This is a genomic window from Streptomyces sp. NPDC026515, assembly GCF_055567595.1.
On the sequence record NZ_JBVHQD010000003.1, the window covers coordinates 19,540 to 42,626 of the forward strand.

At 72.7% G+C, this 23,087-nt stretch carries 19 protein-coding genes and 1 pseudogene; 10 read left to right on the top strand and 10 right to left on the bottom strand.

The genetic code is table 11. The features are described 5' to 3' along the window. Nucleotides 1-10: 10 nt before the first annotated feature. The 6 genes from lhgO (at nucleotide 11) to ACZ4O3_RS06145 (ending at nucleotide 6,057) form a co-directional block, all read left to right on the top strand. Nucleotides 11-1,210, top strand: a complete 1,200-nt coding sequence (gene lhgO / locus ACZ4O3_RS06120) for an L-2-hydroxyglutarate oxidase (protein WP_467721344.1) — start codon at nucleotides 11-13, stop codon at nucleotides 1,208-1,210. A 179-nt stretch (nucleotides 1,211-1,389) separates the two neighbouring features. Beyond that, complete coding sequence (locus tag ACZ4O3_RS06125; protein ID WP_467721654.1) at nucleotides 1,390-1,956, top strand: Ldh family oxidoreductase; 567 nt, start codon at nucleotides 1,390-1,392, stop codon at nucleotides 1,954-1,956. A gap of 211 nt (nucleotides 1,957-2,167) precedes the next feature. Then, a complete protein-coding gene (locus tag ACZ4O3_RS06130; protein ID WP_362732653.1) occupies nucleotides 2,168-2,701 on the top strand; it encodes a MarR family winged helix-turn-helix transcriptional regulator in 534 nt (177 codons plus the stop codon). Between the two features lie 85 nt (nucleotides 2,702-2,786). Continuing rightward, entirely contained in the window at nucleotides 2,787-3,176 is a 390-nt protein-coding gene (locus tag ACZ4O3_RS06135) for a DoxX family protein (protein WP_467721345.1), read from the top strand. Next, nucleotides 3,177-3,644, top strand: coding sequence for a peroxiredoxin (locus ACZ4O3_RS06140; protein ID WP_384998464.1), 468 nt, complete (start codon nucleotides 3,177-3,179; stop codon nucleotides 3,642-3,644). A 52-nt stretch (nucleotides 3,645-3,696) separates the two neighbouring features. After that, a complete protein-coding gene (locus tag ACZ4O3_RS06145) occupies nucleotides 3,697-6,057 on the top strand; it encodes an ATP-binding SpoIIE family protein phosphatase (RefSeq protein ID WP_467721347.1) in 2,361 nt (786 codons plus the stop codon). Between the two features lie 59 nt (nucleotides 6,058-6,116). Here ACZ4O3_RS06145 and ACZ4O3_RS06150 read toward each other — a convergent pair whose 3' ends face one another. Next, nucleotides 6,117-6,722 carry a DNA polymerase ligase N-terminal domain-containing protein gene (locus ACZ4O3_RS06150; protein ID WP_467721349.1) on the bottom strand — a complete coding sequence of 202 codons (606 nt, stop codon included), beginning with the start codon at nucleotides 6,720-6,722 and terminating at the stop codon, nucleotides 6,117-6,119. A gap of 53 nt (nucleotides 6,723-6,775) precedes the next feature. After that, nucleotides 6,776-7,651 carry an oxidoreductase gene (locus ACZ4O3_RS06155; protein WP_467721350.1) on the bottom strand — a complete coding sequence of 292 codons (876 nt, stop codon included), beginning with the start codon at nucleotides 7,649-7,651 and terminating at the stop codon, nucleotides 6,776-6,778. A gap of 159 nt (nucleotides 7,652-7,810) precedes the next feature. Between ACZ4O3_RS06155 and ACZ4O3_RS06160 the strand changes: the two genes are divergently transcribed. Beyond that, nucleotides 7,811-8,722 (top strand): helix-turn-helix domain-containing protein, encoded by a 912-nt coding sequence (locus ACZ4O3_RS06160; protein ID WP_467721352.1) that lies wholly within the window; start codon nucleotides 7,811-7,813, stop codon nucleotides 8,720-8,722. Between the two features lie 13 nt (nucleotides 8,723-8,735). On the opposite strand, the gene ACZ4O3_RS06165 is transcribed toward ACZ4O3_RS06160, so the two are convergent. Further along, nucleotides 8,736-9,566, bottom strand: a complete 831-nt coding sequence (locus tag ACZ4O3_RS06165; protein WP_467721353.1) for an aldo/keto reductase — start codon at nucleotides 9,564-9,566, stop codon at nucleotides 8,736-8,738. A gap of 147 nt (nucleotides 9,567-9,713) precedes the next feature. Between ACZ4O3_RS06165 and ACZ4O3_RS06170 the strand changes: the two genes are divergently transcribed. Further along, complete coding sequence (locus ACZ4O3_RS06170) at nucleotides 9,714-10,688, top strand: TauD/TfdA dioxygenase family protein (RefSeq protein WP_467721354.1); 975 nt, start codon at nucleotides 9,714-9,716, stop codon at nucleotides 10,686-10,688. 1 nt (nucleotide 10,689) lies between these two features. On the opposite strand, the gene ACZ4O3_RS06175 is transcribed toward ACZ4O3_RS06170, so the two are convergent. The 4 genes and pseudogenes from ACZ4O3_RS06175 to ACZ4O3_RS06190 all read right to left on the bottom strand — a co-directional run bounded on the left by ACZ4O3_RS06175 (nucleotide 10,690) and on the right by ACZ4O3_RS06190 (nucleotide 15,144). Then, on the bottom strand, nucleotides 10,690-11,724 hold the full coding sequence (locus ACZ4O3_RS06175; RefSeq protein ID WP_467721355.1) for an LLM class flavin-dependent oxidoreductase: 1,035 nt from the start codon (nucleotides 11,722-11,724) through the stop codon (nucleotides 10,690-10,692). Between the two features lie 77 nt (nucleotides 11,725-11,801). After that, complete coding sequence (locus ACZ4O3_RS06180; protein ID WP_467721356.1) at nucleotides 11,802-13,304, bottom strand: metallophosphoesterase family protein; 1,503 nt, start codon at nucleotides 13,302-13,304, stop codon at nucleotides 11,802-11,804. Between the two features lie 242 nt (nucleotides 13,305-13,546). Then, a pseudogene (locus ACZ4O3_RS06185) lies at nucleotides 13,547-14,371 on the bottom strand (MHYT domain-containing protein); the annotation flags it as partial. A 122-nt stretch (nucleotides 14,372-14,493) separates the two neighbouring features. Next, nucleotides 14,494-15,144, bottom strand: a complete 651-nt coding sequence (locus ACZ4O3_RS06190; protein ID WP_467721357.1) for an NADPH-dependent F420 reductase — start codon at nucleotides 15,142-15,144, stop codon at nucleotides 14,494-14,496. Nucleotides 15,145-15,623: 479 nt separating this feature from the next. Here ACZ4O3_RS06190 and ACZ4O3_RS06195 point away from each other — a divergent pair, with 479 nt between their 5' ends. Further along, nucleotides 15,624-18,020: a M4 family metallopeptidase gene (locus ACZ4O3_RS06195; RefSeq protein WP_467721358.1), complete on the top strand. Its 2,397-nt coding sequence runs from the start codon at nucleotides 15,624-15,626 to the stop codon at nucleotides 18,018-18,020. Nucleotides 18,021-18,092: 72 nt separating this feature from the next. On the opposite strand, the gene ACZ4O3_RS06200 is transcribed toward ACZ4O3_RS06195, so the two are convergent. The 3 genes from ACZ4O3_RS06200 to ACZ4O3_RS06210 all read right to left on the bottom strand — a co-directional run bounded on the left by ACZ4O3_RS06200 (nucleotide 18,093) and on the right by ACZ4O3_RS06210 (nucleotide 20,939). Continuing rightward, a complete protein-coding gene (locus ACZ4O3_RS06200) occupies nucleotides 18,093-19,292 on the bottom strand; it encodes a glycoside hydrolase family 64 protein (protein WP_467721359.1) in 1,200 nt (399 codons plus the stop codon). A 158-nt stretch (nucleotides 19,293-19,450) separates the two neighbouring features. Continuing rightward, nucleotides 19,451-20,206: a dienelactone hydrolase family protein gene (locus tag ACZ4O3_RS06205; RefSeq protein ID WP_467721360.1), complete on the bottom strand. Its 756-nt coding sequence runs from the start codon at nucleotides 20,204-20,206 to the stop codon at nucleotides 19,451-19,453. A gap of 112 nt (nucleotides 20,207-20,318) precedes the next feature. Continuing rightward, nucleotides 20,319-20,939 (bottom strand): L-threonylcarbamoyladenylate synthase, encoded by a 621-nt coding sequence (locus ACZ4O3_RS06210; RefSeq protein WP_467721361.1) that lies wholly within the window; start codon nucleotides 20,937-20,939, stop codon nucleotides 20,319-20,321. A gap of 598 nt (nucleotides 20,940-21,537) precedes the next feature. Between ACZ4O3_RS06210 and ACZ4O3_RS06215 the strand changes: the two genes are divergently transcribed. After that, the gene (locus ACZ4O3_RS06215; protein ID WP_467721363.1) at nucleotides 21,538-23,067 is read left to right on the top strand and encodes a helix-turn-helix domain-containing protein; all 1,530 of its coding nucleotides are present in this window, start codon (nucleotides 21,538-21,540) and stop codon (nucleotides 23,065-23,067) included. Nucleotides 23,068-23,087: the final 20 nt, after the last annotated feature.

A 23,087-nucleotide genomic window follows, 5' to 3' on the forward strand; every position in this document is an offset into this window, starting at 1 on the left:
GAGAGCCCCTGTGGCTGACGAGACGGTCGGTGTGGTCGGTGCCGGAATCGTAGGCCTCGCCACGGCCCGCGAGATCGCCCTGAGCCGCCCGGGCACCCGGGTCGTGGTGTTCGAGAAGGAGCCGGAGGTCTCCCGGCACCAGACCGGCCACAACTCCGGTGTGGTGCACGCGGGCATCTACTACACCCCGGGCAGCCTCAAGGCCGACCTGTGCGTGCGGGGCGTGGCGCTGCTGCGCGAGTACTGCCAGGACCGGCGACTGCCGTACCAGGAGATCGGCAAACTGGTGGTGGCCGTCCGCGAGGACGAACTGGGCCGCATGGAGAACCTCTACCAGCGGGCCAGGAACAACCACGTGCCGGAGTTGCGGAGGATCTCCCGCGAGGAGATCAGGGAACTGGAGCCGCACGCCGGCGGTATCGCGGCCCTGCACTCACCGCGCACCGCGATCACCGACTACCCGGCGGTCGCCAGGGCCTTCGCGCGGGACGTCGTCGCCTCCGGCGGTGAGGTGCGGCTGGGCTTCCCGGTCACCTCGATCGCCACGGTGGCCGGGGGCATCGAGGTCGGGTCCGGCCAGGACCGCGTGCGCGTGGACCGGCTGATCCTCTGCGCCGGCCTGCAGTCCGACTCGGTCGCCAGGCTCGCGCAGGACCGTCCAGAGCCCCGGATCATCCCGTTCCGCGGTGAGTACATGCTGCTGAGGCCGGACCGGACGGATCTGGTGCGCGGCCTCATCTACCCGGTGCCGGACCCCCGTTACCCCTTCCTCGGCGTGCACTTCACCCCGCGCGTCGACGGCTCCGTGGAGGTCGGCCCCAACGCCGTCCTCGCCCTTGCCAGGGAGGGCTACCGGCGCAGCCGGATCTCGCCCCGGGACCTGCTCGGCCTCGCCGCCTACCCGGGGGCCTGGAAGATGGCCGCCCAGCACTGGCGCACCGGCGTCAAGGAGTACCGCGGGTCCTTCTTCGCCTCCGCCTTCATGAAGGACGCCGGGCAGTACGTCCCGGAGGTGGGCGTACGCGACGTGGTGCGCGGCGGAGCGGGCGTACGCGCCCAGGCCCTGGACCGCGACGGCACGCTCGTCGACGACTTCCGCATCCACCGGGCCGGCCGGATCACGGCCGTGCGCAACGCCCCCTCGCCGGCCGCGACGGCCTCCATGGCGATCGCCGAACACATCACCGCGGTCGTCTTCGAAGACGCCTGAACCGGTGGCCGTTTGCCCCGCGAACGAATGGATCCTGGGCCGAGGTATCTCCGAGGTCCTGAACAGGCCGGTCGAGGGCTGAGCGCCGAGCACGCCCGTACCACCGCCGACGGGTTCGTCTGGGCCGCGCAGCGCGGTGTCGACTCGCACGGCACCGCGCGCGTCCCCGCCTACCGGACCTGCTCGCCAGGGGCGTCGCCAACGCCGAGCCGCGGCTCACCGTCGAGTCCACGGCCCCGGCCGCCGCCGTCCTCGACGCCGACCGCGCGCCCGGCCCGGTGGCCCTGACGGCCGCCGCGGAAAAGGCGGTACGGCGGCCCCGTGAGACCGGCATCGCCTCGGTGGGCGTGCGCCGCACGGTCCGCACCGGCGCCATCGGCTACTACGTGTCCCGGATCGCCGGCCAGGGCCCGGTCGGGCTCGGGTTCGTGGCCGGCATGCCCACCATGGGGTGCGCCGGTGTCCAGGGCGCGGCCGTCGCCACCAGCCCCCTCGCCATCGCCGTACCGGCCCGCGAGCATGCCCCGCTGCTGCTGGACATGGCCACCGTCACCATCGCCCTCGGCGGGATCCGCCAGGCGCGGGCGAGCGGCCCGCCGCTGCCCGAGGGCGCGGCCGCGACGGGGGACGGCGCCGCGACGGCCGACCCGGAACAGGCGGTCATGCCGCTGCCTTTGGGCGGCGCGAAGGGTTCCGGGATGTCCTGGCCTTCGTGGCGGCGGTCGACGACACCCTGGGCATGCTGAAGAGCGTGCCGGTCGCGGCGGGTGCGGACGGCGTGTCCTATCCGGGGAGCGCAGCGCGGCGGTGGCCGGGGAGCGGGCGGGGAAGGGGGTGCCGGTGGCGCCGAAGGTGTGGCTGGAGATGAGGGAACAGGCGGAGCGACTGGGCGGGCCGGTGCCGGTGCCGGTGCGGCAATTTACTTGAGTTACGCAACGATGTGGTAAACTGGCCGGTATGTCCACAGAACCCCTGCCGGTCGTCCCCGCCGCCAGCCCGGAGGTCATGGAGATCGAGCGTGCGCTGACTCGCATCACCTATCTGAGCACCCGGGCCCGGCAGCACGAGCGGCTGATGGCGCTCGCCGGCGTCCCGCTGGACCGCGCCGCGGTGGCTCTGCTGCGCCAGATCGCCGACTCCGAGCCGCTGCGCCCGGGAGAGCTCGCCCAGCGGCTCGGCGTCGAGGCGTCCCATGTGACGCGCACGGTCCAGCAGCTCCAGCGGACCGGCCACGTCACCCGGGCCCCCGATCCCGACGACCGCCGCGCCCAGCGGATCGAGCTCACCGACGCCGGACGGGAGGCCGTCGACCGGGTCCGGGACGCCGGGGCGCGTGGGATGCAGCTGGCCCTGGCCACCTGGAAGCCGGAGGAACTGCGCGAGCTGGCCACGCTGTTCCACCGCATGGTCGACGACTTCCTGGCCTACGCGGTCGAGGACGAGCCCGGCCAGGAGCCCGGCGGGACGGTGCCTTCCGGCCGCAGCGTGTGACGGGGCGCCGCGCTCGCGCGACCCGGCGGCGAACGGGCCGGAACCGCCCGGTAATATGCGGCGCCAGGTCTTCCGAGGAGGCGTCGTGGCCCGATCCGAACGCTCACCGCTGCTGCTGGCGGGACTGCTGGCCGGCGCCGCAGTGGCCCATTTCGCGGCCCCGAAGTCCTTCGACGCCACGATCCCGAAGCCGCTGCCCGGCCCGCCCCGGGCCTGGACCTACGGCAGCGGAGCGGTGGAACTGGCACTGGCGGCCGGCATCGCCCTGCCGCGCACCCGCAGGACGGCGGCCCGGGCGGCCGCCGCCTTCTTCGTCGGCGTGTTCCCTGCCAACGTGCAGATGGCCGTCGACTGGCAACGGCGGCCGCAGCCGCTCAGGACCGCGGCCCTCGTCCGCCTGCCGCTCCAGATCCCCCTGGTGCTGTGGGCCCGCGGTGTCGCGCACCACGTCGCGCACCACGAGGAGGGCCGATAGATGGCGGGAACCGTCGAGGCAGGAAGCAGGATCGAGGACTTCGCGCTGCCGGACGAGACCGGTACCACGCGCACGCTCACGGAACTCCTCGCCGACGGGCCGGTGGTCCTCTTCTTCTATCCGGCCGCCCTGTCGCCCGGCTGCACCACCGAAGCCTGCCACTTCCGGGACCTCGCGGCCGAGTTCGCCGCCGCCGGCGCCCGTCCCGTCGGGATCAGCGGGGACAGCGTCGAGCGCCAGCAGGAGTTCGCCGGGAAGCACACGCTCGGCATGCCGCTGCTCTCGGACGCCGACGGCACGGTCCGTGAGCGGTTCGGCGTCAAACGCGGCATCGCCCTGGCCCCCACCAAGCGGGCCACCTTCGTCATCGCCCGGGACCGCACCGTCCTGGAGGTGGTCCGCAGCGAGCTGCGCATGAACACGCACGCCGACCGGGCGCTCGCCGCGCTCCGCGCCCAGCGGGGCTGACCGCCTCTCCCCGCGCTTGATGCGGTGGGACACAGGTCCCATCCTGGGGCGTATGGAGCGTGTCGCGGCCGCGGCGGTGATCGATGCCCTGGGCAGGGTGACGGGGTGGAGCGAAGGCGCGCGCGCACTGACCGGACACCCGGCGGAGCAGGTCGTGGGGCTGCCCGCCGCCGACCTGCTCGCCGAGGCGGTCCCCGCGGCGGTGCTCGCCGCCCGCGCCGGGACCGTCGCCCTGCGCCACGCCGACGGAGGCCGCACGGAGATCGCCCTGACCGCCTGCCCGGTCCTCGGCCCCGACGGCGGGACCACCGGATACGTCCTGACCGCGGACCCGCCCCCGGGGCCCGGGCCGACCCTTGCCGAACAGGCCTTCCAGCAGGCCTCCATGTCCATGTCGGTCTTCGACGTCCACCAGCGCTGCCTCCGCGTCAACGACGCGGTCTGCCAGGCCATGGGCGTCCCCGAGGAGGCCCTGCGCGGGCGTTTCTTCCTGGACGCGGTCGAGGACGTCCCGCACGGCCAGGGCTTCCTGAGCCATCTGCGACAGGTCGTCGAGACCGGCCGGCCCACCCGCTACGAGAGCTTCACCGGCGCCCCGGCCCTGAGCCGGGAGCACGCCTGGAGCATCGAGATGTGGCCCCTGCGCGACGACGGCGGCGAGCTGACCGCCGTCGCCCTCGCCGCCTTCGACAGCACCGAGCAGTACCTGGCCCGGCTGCGGCTCGCCCTGCTCAACGAGGCGTCCAACGCCATCGGCACCACCCTGGACGTGGTGCGCACCGCCGAGGAGGTCGTCGAACTCATCGTCCCGCGCTACGCCGACTTCGCCAGCGTCGACCTGCTCGACTGGGTGCTCTCCGCCGAGGAACCGCCCGGCATCCCGCAGGGGGACATCGTGCTGCGGCGCGTCGCCCACGGCTCGGCGAACGAGGGCACCCCCGAGGCGGCCGTGCGACTGGGGGAGATGGAGGTGCACTTGGAGTGGTCACCGCCGGCCCGCGCGCTGCGGGAGGGGCGCGCGGTGGTCAGCCAGGCCGGCGAGCCGGAGTTCCGCCGCTGGGTACAGGAGCGCAACGCCCGTTCGCCCGAGGGCCGTGCGTACCGGCAGGGCGTCCACTCCATGATCGCCGTACCGCTGCGGGCCCGCGGCGTGCTGCTCGGCGTCGCCGTGGGAGTGCGCATGCGCCACCCCGACGACTACGCCATGGACGACACGGTGTTCGCCGAGGAACTCGGCAGCCGCGCCGCCGTCTGCATCGACAACGCCCGCCGCTTCGCCCGCGAGCGTTCCACCGCCCTCGCCCTCCAGCACAGCCTGCTGCCCAGCGGCCTGCCCGGGCAGGCCGCCGTCGAGGTGGCGCATCGCTATCTGCCCTGCGGATCGGTGGCCGGCATCGGCGGCGACTGGTTCGACGTGATCCCGCTCTCCGGCAGCCGGGTCGGCCTGGTCGTCGGCGACGTCGTCGGCCACGGCATCCGCTCCTCCGCCACCATGGGCCGGCTGCGTACGGCCGTACGCACCCTCGCGGACGTCGACCTGCCACCCGACGAACTCCTCACCCACCTCGACGACCTGGTCACCCACCTCACGGCCGGCGGCAGCGGCGAAGAGGTCGCCGAACTGGGCGCCACCTGCCTGTACGCCGTCTACGACCCCGTCTCGCGCCGTCTCTCCCTCGCCGCGGCGGGCCATCCGGCGCCCGCCGTCCTGCTGCCCGGCGGCGAGGCCGCGCTGGTCGCGATGACAGCGGGACCACCGCTCGGCGTCGGCGGTCTGCCCTTCGAGGCGGCCGAACTCGACCTGCCCGAGGGCGCCGTCCTCGCCCTCTACACGGACGGCCTGGTCGAGGACCGGGACCGGGACGTGGATTGGGTCACCGAGGAGATGTGCCGGGCGCTGAGCGCGCCTGCCGACTCGCTGGACGCCCTCAGCGACAACGTGCTCAAGGCCGTCCTGCCGGAACAGCCCTCCGACGACGTCGCCCTGCTGCTGGTCCGCACCCGCGCCCTGGGCGCCGACCGGGTCGCCACCTGGGACGTCCCGCCCGACCCCGCCGAGGTCGCGCACTTCCGGCAGGAGGCCACCGAACGCCTCACCGCCTGGGGCCTGGACGAGGCCGCCTTCGTCACCGAACTCGTCGTCAGCGAACTCGTCACCAACGCTATCCGCTACGGCGAACCGCCCATCCAGCTGCGCCTGATCCGCGACCGCGCGCTCATCTGCGAGGTGTCCGACGGCAGTTCGACCTCCCCGCATCTGCGGCGCGCGCACGCGTACGACGAGGGCGGCCGCGGCCTGCTCCTGGTGGCCCAGCTCACCGAGCGCTGGGGCAGCCGTCAGACCGGCAGCGGCAAGACCATCTGGGCCGAACAGCCGCTGCCCGAAGGGCCGTTGCCGGCCGTCGAGGACTGACCGCGCGGGCCGGAACCGGCACCGGTCCGGGTGGCCGAGCCGTGCGCGCCGAGCTTCGGTCAGCCCCTGCCGGCGTCCGCCGCGACCTGGGCGAGGGTACGGCCCGAGGCCACCGAGCGGGCCCGCCGGGGATCGGGCGTGCCGTGGCCGCCCGAGCGTGCGGCTCCCTTCTTCACCAGCAGCCAGGCGTCCTCCCCGTCGCGGCCCCGGAACCGGGTCAGCGCGTACTCGCCGTGCAGCTTCGCCCCGTGCAGCCGGAACGTGGCGTGCCCGCGCTCCAGCGACCGGGCGAAGCCGACCGGCCGGCCCCCGCGGTCGTGGCTGAGCGGCTCGTACCAGCCGTGGTCCCAGACGATCACGGTGCCGCCCCCGTACTGGCCCTTCGGGATCACGCCCTCGAAGTCCTCGTACTCCAGCGGATGGTCCTCGGTCGGCACGGCCAGCCGCTTGTCCCCGGGATCGGCCGACGGGCCCTTCGGTACCGACCAGGACTTCAGGACCCCGTCGGCCTCCAACCGGAAGTCGAAGTGCATCCGGCGCGCGTCATGGATCTGCACCACGAACCGGGGCCGCCCGCCGTCCGGCCCGGCCCGCCCGGACGGCTCCCGGGTCCGCCCGAAGTCACGCCTGTCACGATAGGTACGCAGCCGCTCTTCGCCACCCATCGAGGCTCCCTTCTCCGGAGACACGCCCCGAGTACCCGGACCCGTCTCTCCGATCAGCCTGCGGCGTGCTGCCCGATCCCGTCCAGTTCGGTGATCGCGTCCTCGGGGAGCACCAGGGCGGCGGCCGCGATGTTCTCCCGCAGGTGCTCCGGCGAGGAGGTGCCCGGGATCAGCGCGATGTTCGGGGACCGCTGGAGCAGCCAGGCCAGCGCGATCTGCTGTGCCGAGGCGCCGAGCCGCTCCGCGACCTTGGCCAGCGTGTCCGACTGGAAGGGGCTGAAGCCGCCCAGCGGGAAGTACGGCACGAAGGCGATGTTCTGGGCCGCGGTCCGTTCGACCAGGGCGTCGTCCTGCCGGTTGGCCAGGTTGTACAGGTTCTGCACGGTGACCACGGGCGCGATCGACTGGGCCTCGGCCAGCTGCCGCGGGGTGACCGAGCTGACCCCCAGATGCCGGATCAGGCCCCCCTCACGCAGCTCGGCCAGCGCGCCGAACTGGTCGGCGACCGGGTCCTCGTTCGGACGCTCGGCGGTGCCCAGCCGCAGATTGACCACGTCCAGCGTGTCCACCCCGAGGTTCCGCAGGTTGTCGTACACCTGCGCCTTCAGGTCCTCGGGGTGCCGCATCATGACCCAGTTGCCCTCGGCGTCACGCCGGGCGCCCACCTTGGTGACGATGTGCAGGTCCTGCGGGTAGGGGTGCAGGGCCTCCCTGATGAGTTCGTTGACGACCACCGGACCGTAGAAGTCGGCGGTGTCGATGTGCGTGACGCCCGCCTCGACCGCGGCCCGCAGCACGGCGACGGCCCGGGCACGGTCCCTCGGCGGGCCGAAGACGTGCGGGCCGGCCAGCTGCATGGCGCCGTAGCCGACGCGGCTCAGGGTCAGGCCGTCCGCCGGGGTCAGGGTCCCGGCGAGCTGTGCGGTCATGTGTCGTGCCTCTCCGAAAGTGCCGGGGGAGACCGGTCGGGTCCGGTGTCCCTCCTCGGTGTCCACCCTGCGGCGGACGCCAGGGACGTGGCTAAGCCCTGGCGTTCCTGGGAGTGGCAGGACCAGGAACGCCGGGCGGCCGGACCGTAGGGTGGGGGCGTGGACGGTTCGAACGCGCTCGGTGAGTTCCTGCGTGCCCGCCGGGCGCTGGTGCGGCCCGAGGACGTGGGGCTGCCCGGTGGCGGCCTGCGCCGGGTGCCGGGGCTGCGCCGCGAGGAGGTCGCGCTGCTCGCCGGCATCAGCTCCGACTACTACCTGCGGCTGGAGCAGGGCCGCGACCGCAACCCCTCCGCCCAGGTGCTGGAGGCCCTGGCCCGGGTGCTGGGCCTGGACCCGGACGCCACCACCTACCTCGTCGCCCTGACCCAGGACCGCCCCGCCGACGTACGGCACGCCCGGCGCACCCGGGACCCGCACCAGCCCGAGCAGGTGCCCGGGACCATCCTCCAGCTGATCAACGGCTGGACCCGCAACCCCGCCTACGTCCAGAACCGCTACACGGACATCCTGGCGGTGAACGAGCTGTGCACAGCCCTGTCGCCGAACTACACGCCCGGGGTCAACCTGATGCGGGCCGTCTTCCTCGACCCGGCCGAGCGGGAGCTGCGCCGTGACTGGGAGGACCTCACCGAGGAGGGCGTGGCCGCGCTGCGTGCCTACGCGGGCCCGGACAGCGACGACCCGAGGCTGCGGGACCTGGTCGGCGACCTCTCGCTGCGCAGCGAGCGCTTCCGCACCCTGTGGGCCCGGCACGAGGTACGGCCCCGGCGCGGCCGGATGAACCACCTGACCCATCCGCTGGTCGGCGACCTCGACCTGCAGTCCAGCAAACTGTCGATGGACGGCACCGACGGACTCACCCTGGTCGTCTGTCACGCCGAGCCCGGCAGCCGCAGTGCCGAACTGCTGGACATCCTCGGGAGCCTGACCGCCGGCGGCGCGGAGCGGGCGGCTCCCCAGGAGCAGGCGGGGGAGCACGTGGAGGAGCACGCGGAGGAGCAGGGGGAGTAGCCGGCCGCCCGGGCTAGAACTCCTCGTGGCTGTCCGGGTCGCCGCCGAGCCGCCGGTGGGAGCGCTCGGAGACGGCCGCCATCTGGGCGGCGTCCAGTTCGAAACCGAACAGGTCCAGGTTGGCGCGCTGCCGCCCGGCGTCCGCCGACTTCGGAATGGGCAGGGCCCCGAGCTGGACGTGCCAGCGCAGCACCGCCTGGGCGGGCGTCACCCCGAGCGCCCCGGCGACGGCGACGACCGCCGGGTCGTCGAGGAGCCGCACGTCCCGGCCCAGCGGGCTCCAGCTCTCGGTGACGATGCCCTTCTCCGCGTGGAAGGCCCGCAGCTGGTCCTGCGGGAACAGCGGATGCAGTTCCACCTGGTTCACCGAGGGCAGCACCCCGGTCTCCTTCTCCAGCCGGGTGAGGTGCTCCTGGGTGAAGTTGGAGACGCCGATCGAGCGGACGAGCCCCTCCTCGCGCAGCTTGATCATCGCCTTCCAGGAGTCGACGTACTTGCCGACCCGGGGGTTGGGCCAGTGGATCAGATACAGGTCCACGTACTCCAGGCCCAGCCGCTGCCGGGACTCCTCGAAGGAGGCGAGGGTCTCCTCGTAGCCGTGGTGGCGGCCCGGCAGTTTCGTCGTCACCAGCACCTCCTCACGGGGCACCCCGCTGCTCGCGACACCCCGGCCGACCCCGGACTCGTTGCGGTAGTTCACCGCCGTGTCCACGAGCCGGTAGCCCAGCTCCAGCCCGTCGCGGACCGCCTGCTCGGCCTGCGCGTCGTCCATCGGCCAGGTGCCCAGGCCGGTGGCGGGGATCGTCGTACCGTCGTTGAGCTCGTACGCCGGAATGCTGATCACGATGTGGCCTTCCCTCGACTGTGTCGTCCCCCAGCCTCGCGGACCGGGCGGACGATGATCAACCCGGGCCGGGTGCTCCCTTCCGCGGTGCGCGCCGGGCTGTCACGATCTTCACTGGACGGGTACCGACGACCACTCGGAGTACGCATGACGACGGAACGGGGCACGGCACGACGGGCACAGGGGGTCGCCGGAGCCGAGGTGAGACCCGTCGCCGGGCACATCGGAGCCGAGATCACCGGCGTCGACCTGGGTGCGGAGCTCGACGACGCCGTGGTCACGCTGATCCGGGAGGCGGTGCTGCGCTGGAAGGTCGTCTTCTTCCGCGAGCAGCGGCTGGACCACGCCGGCCATGTCGCCTTCGCCCGGCGGTTCGGCGAGCCGGTCGTGCCGGGGCGGCGGGGCAGCGCCTCACCGGCCGGCTTCCCCGAGGTGGAGACCACCGCCGACCGGCTGGAACTGGGCGGCCGGTTCGGCATGGCGCACGAGGAGTGGCTCCAGCGCCGCCGGCACACCCTGCTGCGCGGCTGGCACTGCGACCACGGCGCCCGCATCGACCCGCCCGCCGCGACCATCCTGCGCGCCGAGACCGTCCCGCCGTACGGCGGCGACACCACCTGGGCCAACCTGGCCGCCGCCTACGCCGGGCTCTCCGCGCCCGTGCGTGCCTTCGTCGACGGCCTGCGCGCCGAGCACCGCCTCGGCGTCGGCTACCAGCCCCGCCCCGGTGACGACGCGTATCTGCGCCACCTCCTCGACCACCAGGTGGCCTCGGTGCATCCGCTGGTGCGGGTCCATCCGGAGAGCGGCGAGCGGGTGCTGTACGTCAACGGCTACTACGTCGAGCAGATCACCGACGTCTCCCGCCCGGAGAGCGCCGCACTCCTGGAGATGCTGCTCGAACAGGCGGTACGGCCCGAATACACGGTGCGCTTCCGCTGGGAGCCCGGCAGCGTCGCCTTCTGGGACAACCGGGCCACCATCCATCTCGCGCCGAGTGACAACGCCCACCTCGGCCTCCCCAGGGTCATGCACCGGGTGATGCTGCACGGCGAGGTGCCGGTCGGGGTGGACGGCAAGCCGTCGGAGCCGGTGACCGGCACGGAGCCGGGCCGCTGGTGACTCAGAGGACGGTTCCCGGTCGCCAGCCGAGTGCCGGACCCAGGTGGGCCGCCATGTCCGTGAGGATCTGGACGTAGTCCTCGTGCTCGAACGTGAACGGCAGCGCGAAGGCCACCTCGTCGACCTCGCGGAACCCGGCGTGCGCGTGCAGCCGTTCGACGAGCTCCGCCGAGGTGCCCACCAGGTCCGGCGCGAACAGCAGCCGCGCCGGGCCCTGTGGGCTTCTGGTACGGGGGAGGCGCTTGGCAGCGTACGCCTCGTACTTGGCGCGCTGCGCGGGCGTGGCGGAGTCGGTCGGGATGACGACCAGGCCCTGCGAGACCCGGGCCGCCTCGCCGTCCGGGTGATGGGCGCGGAACTCGCGGATGTGCGACAGCTGGATCTCCGCGAAGTCGTTCGCGTCCTCGGGGTCCGCGGCCCGTACGACACTGCTGGTCAGGAAGTTCATGCCGTGCTCGCCCGCCCAGCGCGCCGAGCTCAGGCTGCCGCCGCCGTACCAGAGCCGCCGTCCGAGCCCGGCGGAGTGCGGCTGGACCACGTCGGAGAACACCTCGAAGCCCTCGACCCCGCTGAAGTCGGTGGCCGGCTTGCCCCGCACCAGGTCCAGCAGCCGCCGCACCCGTTCGTAGCCGAAGTCCTCGGCGTCCGCCGTGTCCGGGTAGAGGGCTTCCCTGACCCGCTCGTAGTGCATGGGCGGGCCCACGCTCACCCCGGGGTTGAGGCGCCCTCCGGACAGGATGTCGACGGTCGCCAGGTCCTCGGCGAGCCGCAGCGGGTTCTCCCAGCCCAGCGGGATCACCGCGGTGCCCAGTTCGATACGGCTGGTGCGCTGCGTGGCCGCCGCCAGAACGGCCACCGGGGACGAGATGCCGTACTGGAGGTGCCGGTGGCGCACCCACGCGCTGTCGAAGCCGAGCCGTTCGCCCAGCTCGATGATCTCCAGCGTGGACTCGTGCCCCCTGCCCGGATCCGCCCCGTCGAACAGGCCGATGGTCAAGAAGCCCAGTCTGCGCAGCGGGCGGGGGGTGGACGGCACGGGTCCTCCAGCGGTCGTACGTCAGTTCTGCCCCGATTGTGGCACCCGAACGTTGCGGGAGTGTGATCGGCTTCGGATCAGGTCAGGGGGATGACGATCTCGTCCTCGACCGGCGGTTCCAGCTCCTGCGCGCGGTTCCCGGTCGCGGCGAAGCAGCGCAGCCGTACCGTCTCCGGGCTCACGTCGAGGCGCAGGAAGCACTTGAAGAAGGGCGGGGTGTAGGTGGCCGAGCCCGGGGAGAACAGCTGCGTGTAGATCTTCTTCACCGGCAGCCGGAACCGGGAGGTGCGGTCCGGGTTGCCGCCGGCCCCCAGCAGGCTCGCCACCAGCCGGGTGCGGCGGGTGACCTGGGTGTCCGGGCCGGGCGTGCGGCCGGGCTTGATGCCGAGGCGTTCGGCGATCACGGCCGTCGCTTCCTCGGCGGTGAGCGTGAAGAACCGGGGCATGCGCAGCCGGCGGCCGTACAGCCGGCTGTAGAAGGCCAGGGAGTCACCGCGCAGCGGGTAGCAGCGGAAGTCGTCCTCGCTGACGCCCGCCACGGAGACCCGTGGGATGGTGTGGGTGGCGTGCATGAAGGCACCGCCGCCGCCCGCGACCACGTACTGGACGGTGCGGCCGGCCACGTCGACCGGGTAGCGCTGGTAGTTGTGGATGTCGCCGCCGATCGCCGCCACGTAGTGGTGGGCCGGGTCGCGGACGATGTCGTCGACCGTGCCGCCGCCGTCGATCGGGCACGGATGGTGCTCGCCGTCCACGTACAGCGGGGAGCCGGTGACCAGGATCTTCGGGCGCGGCCCCCGGGACACCTCGCGCAGCCAGGCGCCCTGTTCGGCGTCGACCGTGCCGAGCAGACCGGTGTCGATGCCGACGATCCGCACCGGGCCGGCGTCGATGGCCCAGTACGGGCCGGGCTGTACGGCCGCCTGGCCCGGCGCCGACCGCAACGTCCTCGCCTGTGCGAGGAGTTGCTCGTCCGCCGGGCTCGGCCGGTGCCACAGCAGGGTGCGCCACCAGGCGCGGGAGAGCGGACGGGGCTTGGGCTCGGGCGGCAGGGCGGGGGCGTCGTCGCAGAAGACCCGCATGAACGCGCCGAGGCCCTCGTACCAGTCGTGGTTGCCGGGTATCGCGTAAATCGGCGCGGGATAGTCCTGGTACGGGCGGAAGAACTTGGTGCCGTAGTCGTCGGTGGCGCCGACCGGATAGATCACGTCGCTCGCGATCACCGCGAAGTCGGTGTCCTGACTCGCCTTCAGGAAGCCGGGCACGACGGCGTACTGGGAGTCGTCGCCCTCACCGGTGTCACCGATCACCATGAACGAGAACCGGTCGGCCTCGGTACGCCGGACCACCTTGTCGTCCGCTGCCCCGCCGGCCGTCCGCTGCGCCACCCAGCGGCCGCGGGTGGTGCCGGTGGGGTCGCCGAACCAGGACGCCAGCACGCCGTTGCGGGCGGCCCACATGGTTCTGGGGTTGAACCAGAACAGCTTCTCGACATGGCTCGGCATCAGCCGGCGGTAGGCGCCGCGTTCGGCCTCGCCCCAGCCGGCGCCTTCTGCGGTATCGCGTGAGGAGTCAGACACGCGGGCACCGTAGCAACGATCAACGAGCGGGCACGGTGGAGGGGTTGGTGTCCGGCGGCGCGGTCACCGGTCGGAGGGGTTCGGGGGGCGCCGTACGGGCCCTCGGGACGGGTGGGGGCGCCGTACCGGCCGGGGCCGCCGGGTGCCGGGCGGCCCGGAGCCGGCGGTGCGGCGTGCGCCGCGGTGCCGAACCGGCCCGTGGCACCGCCCGCCGCCGGGCGCGCGGGACGGCCGTGCCGGCTCCCCCGGGTGCGCCCGCGGCGCGGCGCCGGCGGCGGTGAACGGGCCTCCCGCGACGGCCTCGGCGACCCCGCCGTGCCTGCCGCCTGCCGGTTCCCCTCGCCCTCGCCCGGCACCAGCGGCGGATCGGACATCACCACCACCCCGGCCAGCGGCAGGAAGACGGCCGGGCCCAGCAGCACGGGGAGCAGCAGCGAGGTGGGGGACGCGTCCGACCACGAGGTGGCGGACGCCGGATGCACGTCGACACTCACCGCCGCCATGGCGGTGAAGAGCACGCCGGACACCGCCAGGCTGGCGCCGAGGCTGGCCGGGAAGCCCCGGACCGACTCGGCGGCCCACAGGGCGGCCGGCCGCCGCGATCGCGATCAGCACCGAGAGGGCGACCGTGAACCGGTCGTAGTGAATCGTTCCGTCAAGGCGGAGCGCCGCCATGCCCAGGTAGTGCATGGCGGCCACGCCGAGACCGGTGATGACACCCGCGGTCGAGAGCGTGGCGGCCGTCGCGCCCAGGTAGCCGACCGCGAAGACGCCGGTGCCGACCACCAGGATCGCCACCGCCAGACTGAGCAGGGTCAGGGCCGCGTCGTAGTGGATCGTGGTCTTCTGGACGTGGAAGCCGATCATGGCGATGAAGTGCATCGTCCAGATGCCGCGGCCGATCGAGGCCGCCCCGGCGCGAGCCGGCCAGGCTTCCACGGCTGCCCGCCGTCGTGGAGCGAGCGGACGGTGCAGCGCAGCCCCAGCGCTCCGCCCAGACAGGCCGTCAGACAGGCCGCCACCGGAGTGACCGCGCCGTGGTGGAACCCGCTCGTCGTGCCGTGCATAGAGGCAACTCCCCCCAGAGTCGCTTCTGTTGTGGGGGAAGGTACTACGCTGCGGCGGTGCGCGCCCCGGCATTCACCAGGACGTCGGGCCCCCTCGTGCACCACGGGGCGGGGCCCGGGGTTCAGGGGGCGACGATCTTGATCGCGCTCATCCAGCCGTGCCCCTCGGGGCGGTTCTGCAGGGCCATGTGCAGCAACTGGATGCCCTCCAGTTCGCGGGCGTGCCGGAGCCCGCCGACGACCACCGGGTTGAGCCCGCCGGAGGAGACCAGGTCGGCGACCTGGTCGCGGGCCGCCGCGTCGTCGCCCGCGATGAACACGTCCAGCGGCAGCCCGCCGACCTCGCCCGCGACCAGTGCGCCCGCGAACGTGGTGTTGAAGGCCTTCACCACCCGGGTGCCCGGCGCGGCCGCGGCCGCGATCTGCTGGGCGCCGGAGCTGTCCGGGGGCACGGTGAGCGAGTCGAAGGTGGCGAAGTCCACCGGGTTGGAGATGTCGACGACCGTCTTCCCGGCGAGGTGGTCCCCGTACTCGACCACCACCTGCTTGGCTACGTCGAACGGCACGGCCAGCACCACCATGTCCGCCGAACCGACCGCGTCCGGCACGGCGGGTGCCACGTCGGCGTCCGCCATGCGCGCGCCCAGGGCGTCGGCGAGGGTGGCGGCCTTCGCCGGATCGGTGCCGATCAGCCGGACCGTGTGCCCGCCCGTCAGCGCGCGGGTGGCGATACCGCCCGCCATGTTGCCTGTGCCGACGATGAAGACCCGCATGGATGCGCCCTTTCCGCGAGGGTGGGAGCTGCCGGCGCCCGGATCGGGCCGCAGTTCGGAGTAAACAGGATAAATCGCCCGATCGGTGACGGCTCGGGCTGACCGCCGGACCTGCCGCCGTCACCTGGTGCGACACATCGTGCGCGAAGGGTGCCGGCCCGCGTCCGAGGGGCCCCGGCGGGCGAGCGGCCGGCCTCGTCCGTCGTGGGGGCCGGGAGTTGCGGCCGGCGGCGCGCCTCCGTCGACCCGTCCGGCATAGGGAAAACCCTCGAATACCTCCACTTGAATGACATGCGCGGGTCAAGGCTGGAATCCTCGCTGCGCACGCCATCTCCACAGCGTGTCCACGGATCACGGACCCGTATCCCGGTCCGCCCGATCCCGGTCCCCGCACAGCTCAGCTCGTCCCGGACAGCACATCCCCGTCTGCCCGGTCTGTCACCGGCCGCGTCCCGGCGGCCGCAGCAGGAGGAGTACGAGTGAGACGTCTTCCCCACAGACGCGCCACGGTCGGAGCCGCACTGGTCTCCACCGTGGCGTTGTTCGCCGTCGGCATCCAGTCGGTCCCGGCGAACGCCAAGCCCGCCGCCCCCCACCTCAGCCCCGTGCGCACCGGCGGCCTGGAGGCCGAACTCAGCCCCGCCCAGCACACCGCGCTGGTCAAGAGCGCCCAGCAGCAGACCGCCGCGACCGCCCGGCAGATTGGCCTCGGCGCCCAGGAGAAGCTGGTCGTCAAGGACGTCGTCAAGGACAACGACGGCACCCTGCACACGCGCTACGAGCGCACCTACGCGGGACTCCCGGTCCTCGGCGGCGACCTGATCGTGCACACCCCGCCGGCCTCCCTGGCGGCGGGCACGGTCAGCACCACCTTCAACAACAAGCGGACCATCGAGGTCGCCTCCACCACCGCGGCCGTCGCCAAGTCCGCCGCCCAGGCCTCGGCGCTCAAGACCGCCAAGTCCCTGGCCGCTGAGAAGCCCGCCGCCGACAGCGCCCGCAAGGTGATCTGGGCCGGCAACGGCACGCCGAAGCTGGCCTGGGAGACCGTGGTCGGCGGCTTCCAGGACGACGGCACCCCGAGCCAGCTGCACGTCATCACGGACGCCACCACCGGAAAGGAGCTGTACCGCTACCAGGCGGTCAAGTCCGGTACCGGCAACACCCAGTACAGCGGCACGGTGACGCTGAACACGACCCTGTCGGGCTCGACGTACCAGCTGTACGACACCACGCGCGGCGGCCACAAGACGTACAGCCTCAACAACGGCACGTCGGGCACCGGCACCCTGATGACCGACGCCGACGACGTCTGGGGCACCGGAGCCGGCTCCAACACCCAGACCGCCGGCGCCGACGCGGCCTACGGCGCCCAGGAGACCTGGGACTTCTACAAGAACACCTTCGGCCGCAGCGGCATCAAGAACGACGGTGTCGCGGCCTACTCCCGGGTCCACTACAGCAGCGGCTACGTCAACGCGTTCTGGGACGACTCCTGCTTCTGCATGACCTACGGAGACGGCTCGGGCAACACCCACGCCCTCACCTCGCTGGACGTGGCCGGGCACGAGATGAGCCACGGCGTCACCTCCAACACCGCGGGCCTCAACTACACCGGTGAGTCCGGTGGGTTGAACGAGGCGACCTCCGACATCTTCGGCACCGGGGTGGAGTTCTACGCCAACAACTCCTCCGACGTCGGCGACTACCTCATCGGCGAGAAGATCAACATCAACGGCGACGGCACGCCGCTGCGCTACATGGACAAGCCGAGCAAGGACGGCGGCTCCGCGGACAGCTGGTACTCCGGCGTCGGCAACCTCGACGTGCACTACTCCTCCGGCCCCGCGAACCACATGTTCTACCTGCTCTCCGAGGGCAGCGGTACGAAGACCATCAACGGCGTCACCTACACCAGCACGACCTCCGACGGCGTCGCCGTCGCCGGTATCGGCCGGGCCGCGGCCCTGCAGATCTGGTACAAGGCGCTGACGACGTACATGACGTCCAGCACGAACTACGCGGCCGCCCGGACCGCCGCGCTCAACGCCGCGACGGCCCTGTACGGCGCGAGCTCCGCCCAGTACGCGGGCGTGGCCAACGCCTTCGCGGGCATCAACGTCGGCAGCCACGTCACTCCGCCGACCTCGGGGGTGACGGTCACCAACCCGGGCAGCCAGTCCTCGACCGTGGGCACCGCGGTCAGCCTCCAGGTCTCGGCGAGCAGCACCAACAGCGGCTCGCTGACCTACGCGGCGAGCGGACTGCCCACCGGCCTGTCCATCAACAGCTCCACCGGCGCCATCACCGGCACCCCGACGACTGCGGGCACCTACAGCACGACCGTCACGGTGACCGACTCCACCGGCGCCACCGGCACCGCCTCCTTCGCCTGGACCGTCAGTTCCGGCGGCGGCACCTGCACCGCCACGCAGCTCCTCGGCAACGCGGGCTTCGAGTCCGGCAACACCACCTGGACCGCCACCAGCGGGGTCATCACCAACGACACCGGCCAGGCGGCGCACGCGGGCTCGTACAAGGCGTGGCTGGACGGCTACGGATCCACCCACACCGACACGCTGTCCCAGTCGGTGACGATCCCGAGCGGCTGCACCAACACCACGTTCACCTTCTACCTGCACATCGACACCGCCGAGACCACCAGCAGCACCGCCTACGACAAGCTGACGGTCACCGCCGGTTCGACCACCCTGGCCACCTACTCCAACCTCAACAAGGCCACCGGGTACGTGCAGAAGTCCTTCAGCCTCGGGTCCTACGCGGGCAGCACCGTGACGCTGAAGTTCAGCGGTGTCGAGGACTCCTCGCTGCAGACCAGCTTCGTCGTCGACGACACCGCCGTCACGACCGGCTGAGACACCACCGGCCGAGACAGCACCGGTTGAGCGGCCCGTACCCGGCATCCGGGTACGGGCCGCTCGCGCGTGTCAGCTCAGCGGGTCCATCGTGAGGTACGCCTGCTGCGGACTGCCGTCGTTGACCAGTGACTCCTGGTTGCCGACGTCGTCGAAGGCGAAGGCGTACGCCTTGCCGTCGGCCATCTGGGCGTGGACGGCGCGCGCGTACTGGTTGGTCACCGCGTCCTTGTAGAAGTCCGCCGGGTTGGTGTCCGGCTGGTTCGCGCTGGTGAGCAGCGTGGACCGGTTGAAGCCCGCGCACAGGGTGCGTGAGATCGGGCCGCGCACCTGGTCGTTGGGCGCGTCGAGCAGGTTGTGGCAGCCGAAGACGCTTCCCGCGTCGGGCTTCTGGAAGCTGGTCACCACCGCCCCGGCGGAGTTGGTGAAGTTCATGACGTTGCCCGAGACCCGGCCGAAGTACCTGGTGTTCGGCTGGTCGGTGAACGGGGTGACGGTCAGTGCCGTCGTCGCGTACTTCGTCCAGACCCGGTTGACGTAGTCGTTCAGGACGCTCGCCGGCAGCGCCCCGGTCTCCACGCCGTACAGGGGCGAGAGCGCGCGGAGCACGGTGCCGTCGGACCGGGTCTGCACCAGGTTCGCCCAGCCGCCCGACTGTCCGCGCAGCGCGTTGAAGAAGCCGTTGTAGCCGCCCGGCCTGAGGTGCCCCGTGGTGCTCACGGTGCCGTCGGAGCGCTGCACCCCGACCGCGTACGGCGCCGAGAACATGTCCACCTGGGTGCTGTTGATCCACAGCCCCGCGTCGTTGAGCGTGTACTCGGACCAGTTGAAGAGGATGTTGCGGTTGGGGTCGCTCGGATTCTGCACGGCGGGCTGGACCAGGCCACCGGTGGTCAGCCTGAAGTCGAGCTTCTGGCCGTAGGAGAAGTAGATCCGGCCGGAGAACTTCGGGATCCGGATGGTCTTCGACTGTCCGGCCGCCGGCCCCGTGATCGAGGCGTCCGGCGCGGGAGTCGGCGGGTTTCCGCCGGCCGGCCAGGCGTGGAAGGTGCCGTTCGCGTCGGCCCAGCCCTGCCGGCCGGTGGAGAGCTGGGTGCCGAGGTCGTAGACGTACACCTGGTCGCCGCGGCCGGAGTTGTTGGTGATCTTCAGGGGGATGGTGTCCGGCACCGCCGCGCCGGCCGATTGCGGGGTGCCCACGGTGAGCGCCCCGCCGATCAGCGCCGCGGCGGCCGCCAGGGGCAGCGTCCGGCGTGCGAGTCCTGTGCGCACTCTCCACCTCCGTGTGGGGTCGGGGTCGTACGGGCATTGGTCCGTACCAGTCTGAGAGCGCTCTCAGCGTGCCGGTGGGGCGGGTGCATGTCAATGAGTGGGGACGGAATCCGGGGCCCGCCGGATGACGGGCCCCCGGATTCCGGGACGCGCTCGGATCAGAAGGTGCGCTTCAGCAGACCGAGCAGCGCGTCCCAGTGCCGCTCGGCGGCCTCGGCGGAGTACGCGGGGGTGTCGGCCTGGGTGTAACCGTGCTCGGCGCCCGGGTAGACCTCGCAGGTGTTGCGCACCCCGGCGGCCGTGAGCGCCGCCTCGAAGGTGCGGATCTGCTCCGCGGTCATCGACTGGTCCTGGTCCGCGAAGCCGAAGTACAGCTCCGCCGTGATCCGGTTCGCCAGCAGGTGGGGGCTGTCCGCGTCCTCGGTGACCAGCCGGCCGCCGTGGAAGCCGCCCGCGGCCGCCACCCGGTCCGGGAACGCGGCGGCGGTCCGCACGGCCAGCCGGGCACCCATGCAGTAGCCGGTGATCGCCACCGGACCGTCGGCCACCAGCGGGCTCTCGGCCATCCAGTCCAGGTAGGCGGCCGAGTCACGGTCGCTGAGCTCGGACGTCAGCGACGACATGACCGGCATGATCCGCTGCCAGATCGTCGGGTCCTGCGCGGGGTCGATGAACTCGGGGAGGTCGACGACCGGGGTGCGGCCACTGCGGTAGAAGACGTTCGGCAGCAGCACCGTGTAGCCCGCGCCGGCGAGCCGGTCCGCCATCGACTTCAGGTGCGGGCGGATGCCGTAGGCGTCCTGGTAGAAGAGCACGCCCGGGTGGGGCAGGCCGTCGGCGGGGTGGGCCAGGTAGGCGTCGGCGACGCCGTCCTCGGTGGTGATGTCCACGTCGGTTCCCTGTACGGCGGTCATGGCGCAGTGCCTCTCTGTGGAGTCGGCGTCGGGTCGGGGGAGGCCCGGCGCGGCATGTCACGATCATCGTGGCACGCGAAGGGGAGAGGACCGCGGCCCGGGGACCCCGTCGTCACTCGAAGCGCGAGATGTCTCCCGCGCCCCGGCGGACGATCACCGCCTCGCCGTCGGAGAAGTCGATGACCGTGGTCGGCTCGGTGCCGCAATCCCCGGAGTCGACCACCGCGTCCACCTGGTGGTCCAGGCGGTCCTTGATCTCCCAGCCCTGGGTCAGCGGCTCCTTCTCGTCCGGCAGCAGCAGGGTGCTGGACAGCAGTGGCTCGCCCACCTCCGCGAGCAGCGCCTGGGTGACCACGTGGTCGGGGATGCGCACCCCGACCGTCTTCTTCTTCGGGTGCAGCAGTTTGCGCGGCACCTCACGGGTCGCCGGGAGGATGAAGGTGTAGCTGCCGGGGGTCGACGCCTTCACGGCCCGGAACACGTCGTTGTCGACCCGCACGAACTGGCCGAGCTGGGCGAAGTCCCGGCACATCAGGGTGAAGTGGTGCCGGTCGTCCAGGTGCCGGATGGAGCGGATCCGGTCGATGCCGTCCCGGCTGCCGAGCTGGCAGCCCAGGGCGTAGCAGGAGTCGGTCGGGTAGGCGATGAGCGACCCCGAACGCACCGCGTCGGCGATCTGGGAGATGCTGCGCGGCTGCGGGTTGTCGGGGTGCACGTCGAAGTACTTGGCCATCCGCCGAGCTTATGCCGTCCGGGCCCGGACGGCTCCGCGGGCTCGACGGAGGGTCCGGGCTCCGGCGTGTCGCCGGCTGTCGTCTCCCGGTGCGCTGGTGCGGCGAACCGGTGCCGCGAGGGGGATATGCGCAGCCCGAGCGGGTGACGCGCGGCCCCGGAACCGGCCGCGACCCCGAAGACCCCCCGCTTCCCGGCGGCGGAACAGCCGCCGGGCACCGATACCGGCGTCGGCCACGCCGCGTGGGGGTGACCGGGCTTTCCCTCATGCCGTGGGCGGTTCGGGAGAGTTCCGCCGGGCACTGTGCGGCGGACTCGGTCAGGCCTGCCTCCGGTCGTGTCCGGGCGTACGGCGGGGTCTGGGAAGGAGCCGGGGCGAGGCCGCGGAAAACTCGTGTGCATGCCTGCCGGAATCCGGGGAACCAGCGTACTCAGCCGCCCGAGAGCCATCCCCCCGGCTCCGGGTGAGGCGTTCTTCGCCGGCGGCCCTTCCCCCGAGGGCCGCCGGCGAAGGTGTACCGGGCGGTCGGGACCTGCCCAGGTTCATCGGGTAGCGTCCGTAGACCGAGGTCGACGCTACGGACGAGGAGCAGGGCGAGATGGCTGGCCGGGCAGACGAAGGCCCGTACCCCCCGACATCCCCGACCGACGTCTGGGCCGCACAGCTCCTCGACCACCTGCGCCCCGGTGCCCGCGACCCGCGCCGGGTGGTCACCTGGCTGGCCCGTGCGGTGCGGGCCACGGTCTGTCTCCAGGACGCCGACGGCACCGTGCTCGCCGGGGAGCAACTGCCCCTCGACGACGGCCTGGTCGCCGAGGTGGTCGCCGGCCGGATCTCCGCCGCCGCCGTCGAGGACGGCGACCGGCACCTGCGCCTGGTCTCCGTGCACGCCCCCGACCCGCGTCCGGGGGCCACCTCGCTGCTCGCCGTGGCCCGTGCCACCCCCTTCGACCGGCGGGCCGCCGAGATCGTCACCCGCACCGCCGGCGTCCTCGAACTCCTGCTGCGCGAGCGCGAGTCGACGGCCGCCGGGCGGCGGCTCCGGCAGGCCACCGCCGACCTGCGCCTGGCCATCCTGCAACTGCTGATGGTCGAGGACACCGTCTCCGCCCGCCGGGTCGCCGCCGGACTGTGGCCCGGCCTCCTCGACACCGACAGCGCCTGCGTGTACGTCGTCGAGGGCCACCCGGCCGAACGCGACGGGCTCGCCGAGGACTGCCTGGACATCACCCGCGGCCAGGCCCTGGTCGTGCGCTGTCCCGCGGTCGACGGCCATGTCATCGTCGTCAGCCCCGCTCCCAGGGCCGGGCAGTGGCTGCGCTCGCTGGTGGACGGCCGCCCCGGCACGTTCCTCGGCGGCAGTGTCCGGCAGAGCCTGGCCCGCACGGCCACCGCCTACGGCCAGGCCGTCAGCGCCCTCGCCGTCGCCCACTTCCGCTCCGACCAGGCCGCCGTCTACGCCGAACGCACCCACCCGGAACGGCTGATGGACCCGGCCGCTCTGCACGCCTGGTCCGCCGCCGTGCTCCGGCCGCTGGACACCCTGCCCCACCACACCCGCGCGGAGCTCCTCGCCACCACCCGCCTGGGACTGGAGTTCACCGCCGTCAGCGCGGCCAAGGTCCTCGGCGTCAGCCGCAACACCGTCCGCGCCCGCATGGACCGCGTCGAGGCACTGCTGGACGCCGACTTCTCCGACCTGGCCGTGCGCGCCACCGCCCATCTGGCCCTGAACACGCAGGCGGCCTGGACGGAGGACCTCCGCGCCACGGCACCCGAGGCGCCCGGCGCACGGCTCGGGGATCTGCTGGCCGGTCCCGGGCTGCGCGCGTGGGCGCACGATCTGCTGGACCGGCTGACCCGGGACGGCCGTGATCTGCGCGGTACCCTGCGGGCCTGGATCGCCGCCGGCGGCAACGCCGAACGCGCGGCCCAGGACCTGGGGGTGCACGCCCAGACCGTCCGTGAACACGTACGCGGCGCCGAACCCGTTCTGGAACGCCAGCTGCTGGCCGCCGGCACCGACCTGTACGAGGTCGTCCTGGCCCACCTCGCCCTCGGAGACCTCACCGCCCCCACCCTGCCCCGGGCGAATCCGGGCCAACCGGGCTCACCTGTGCACGGGTGAGCCCTCCGGTCGCCCGAGCG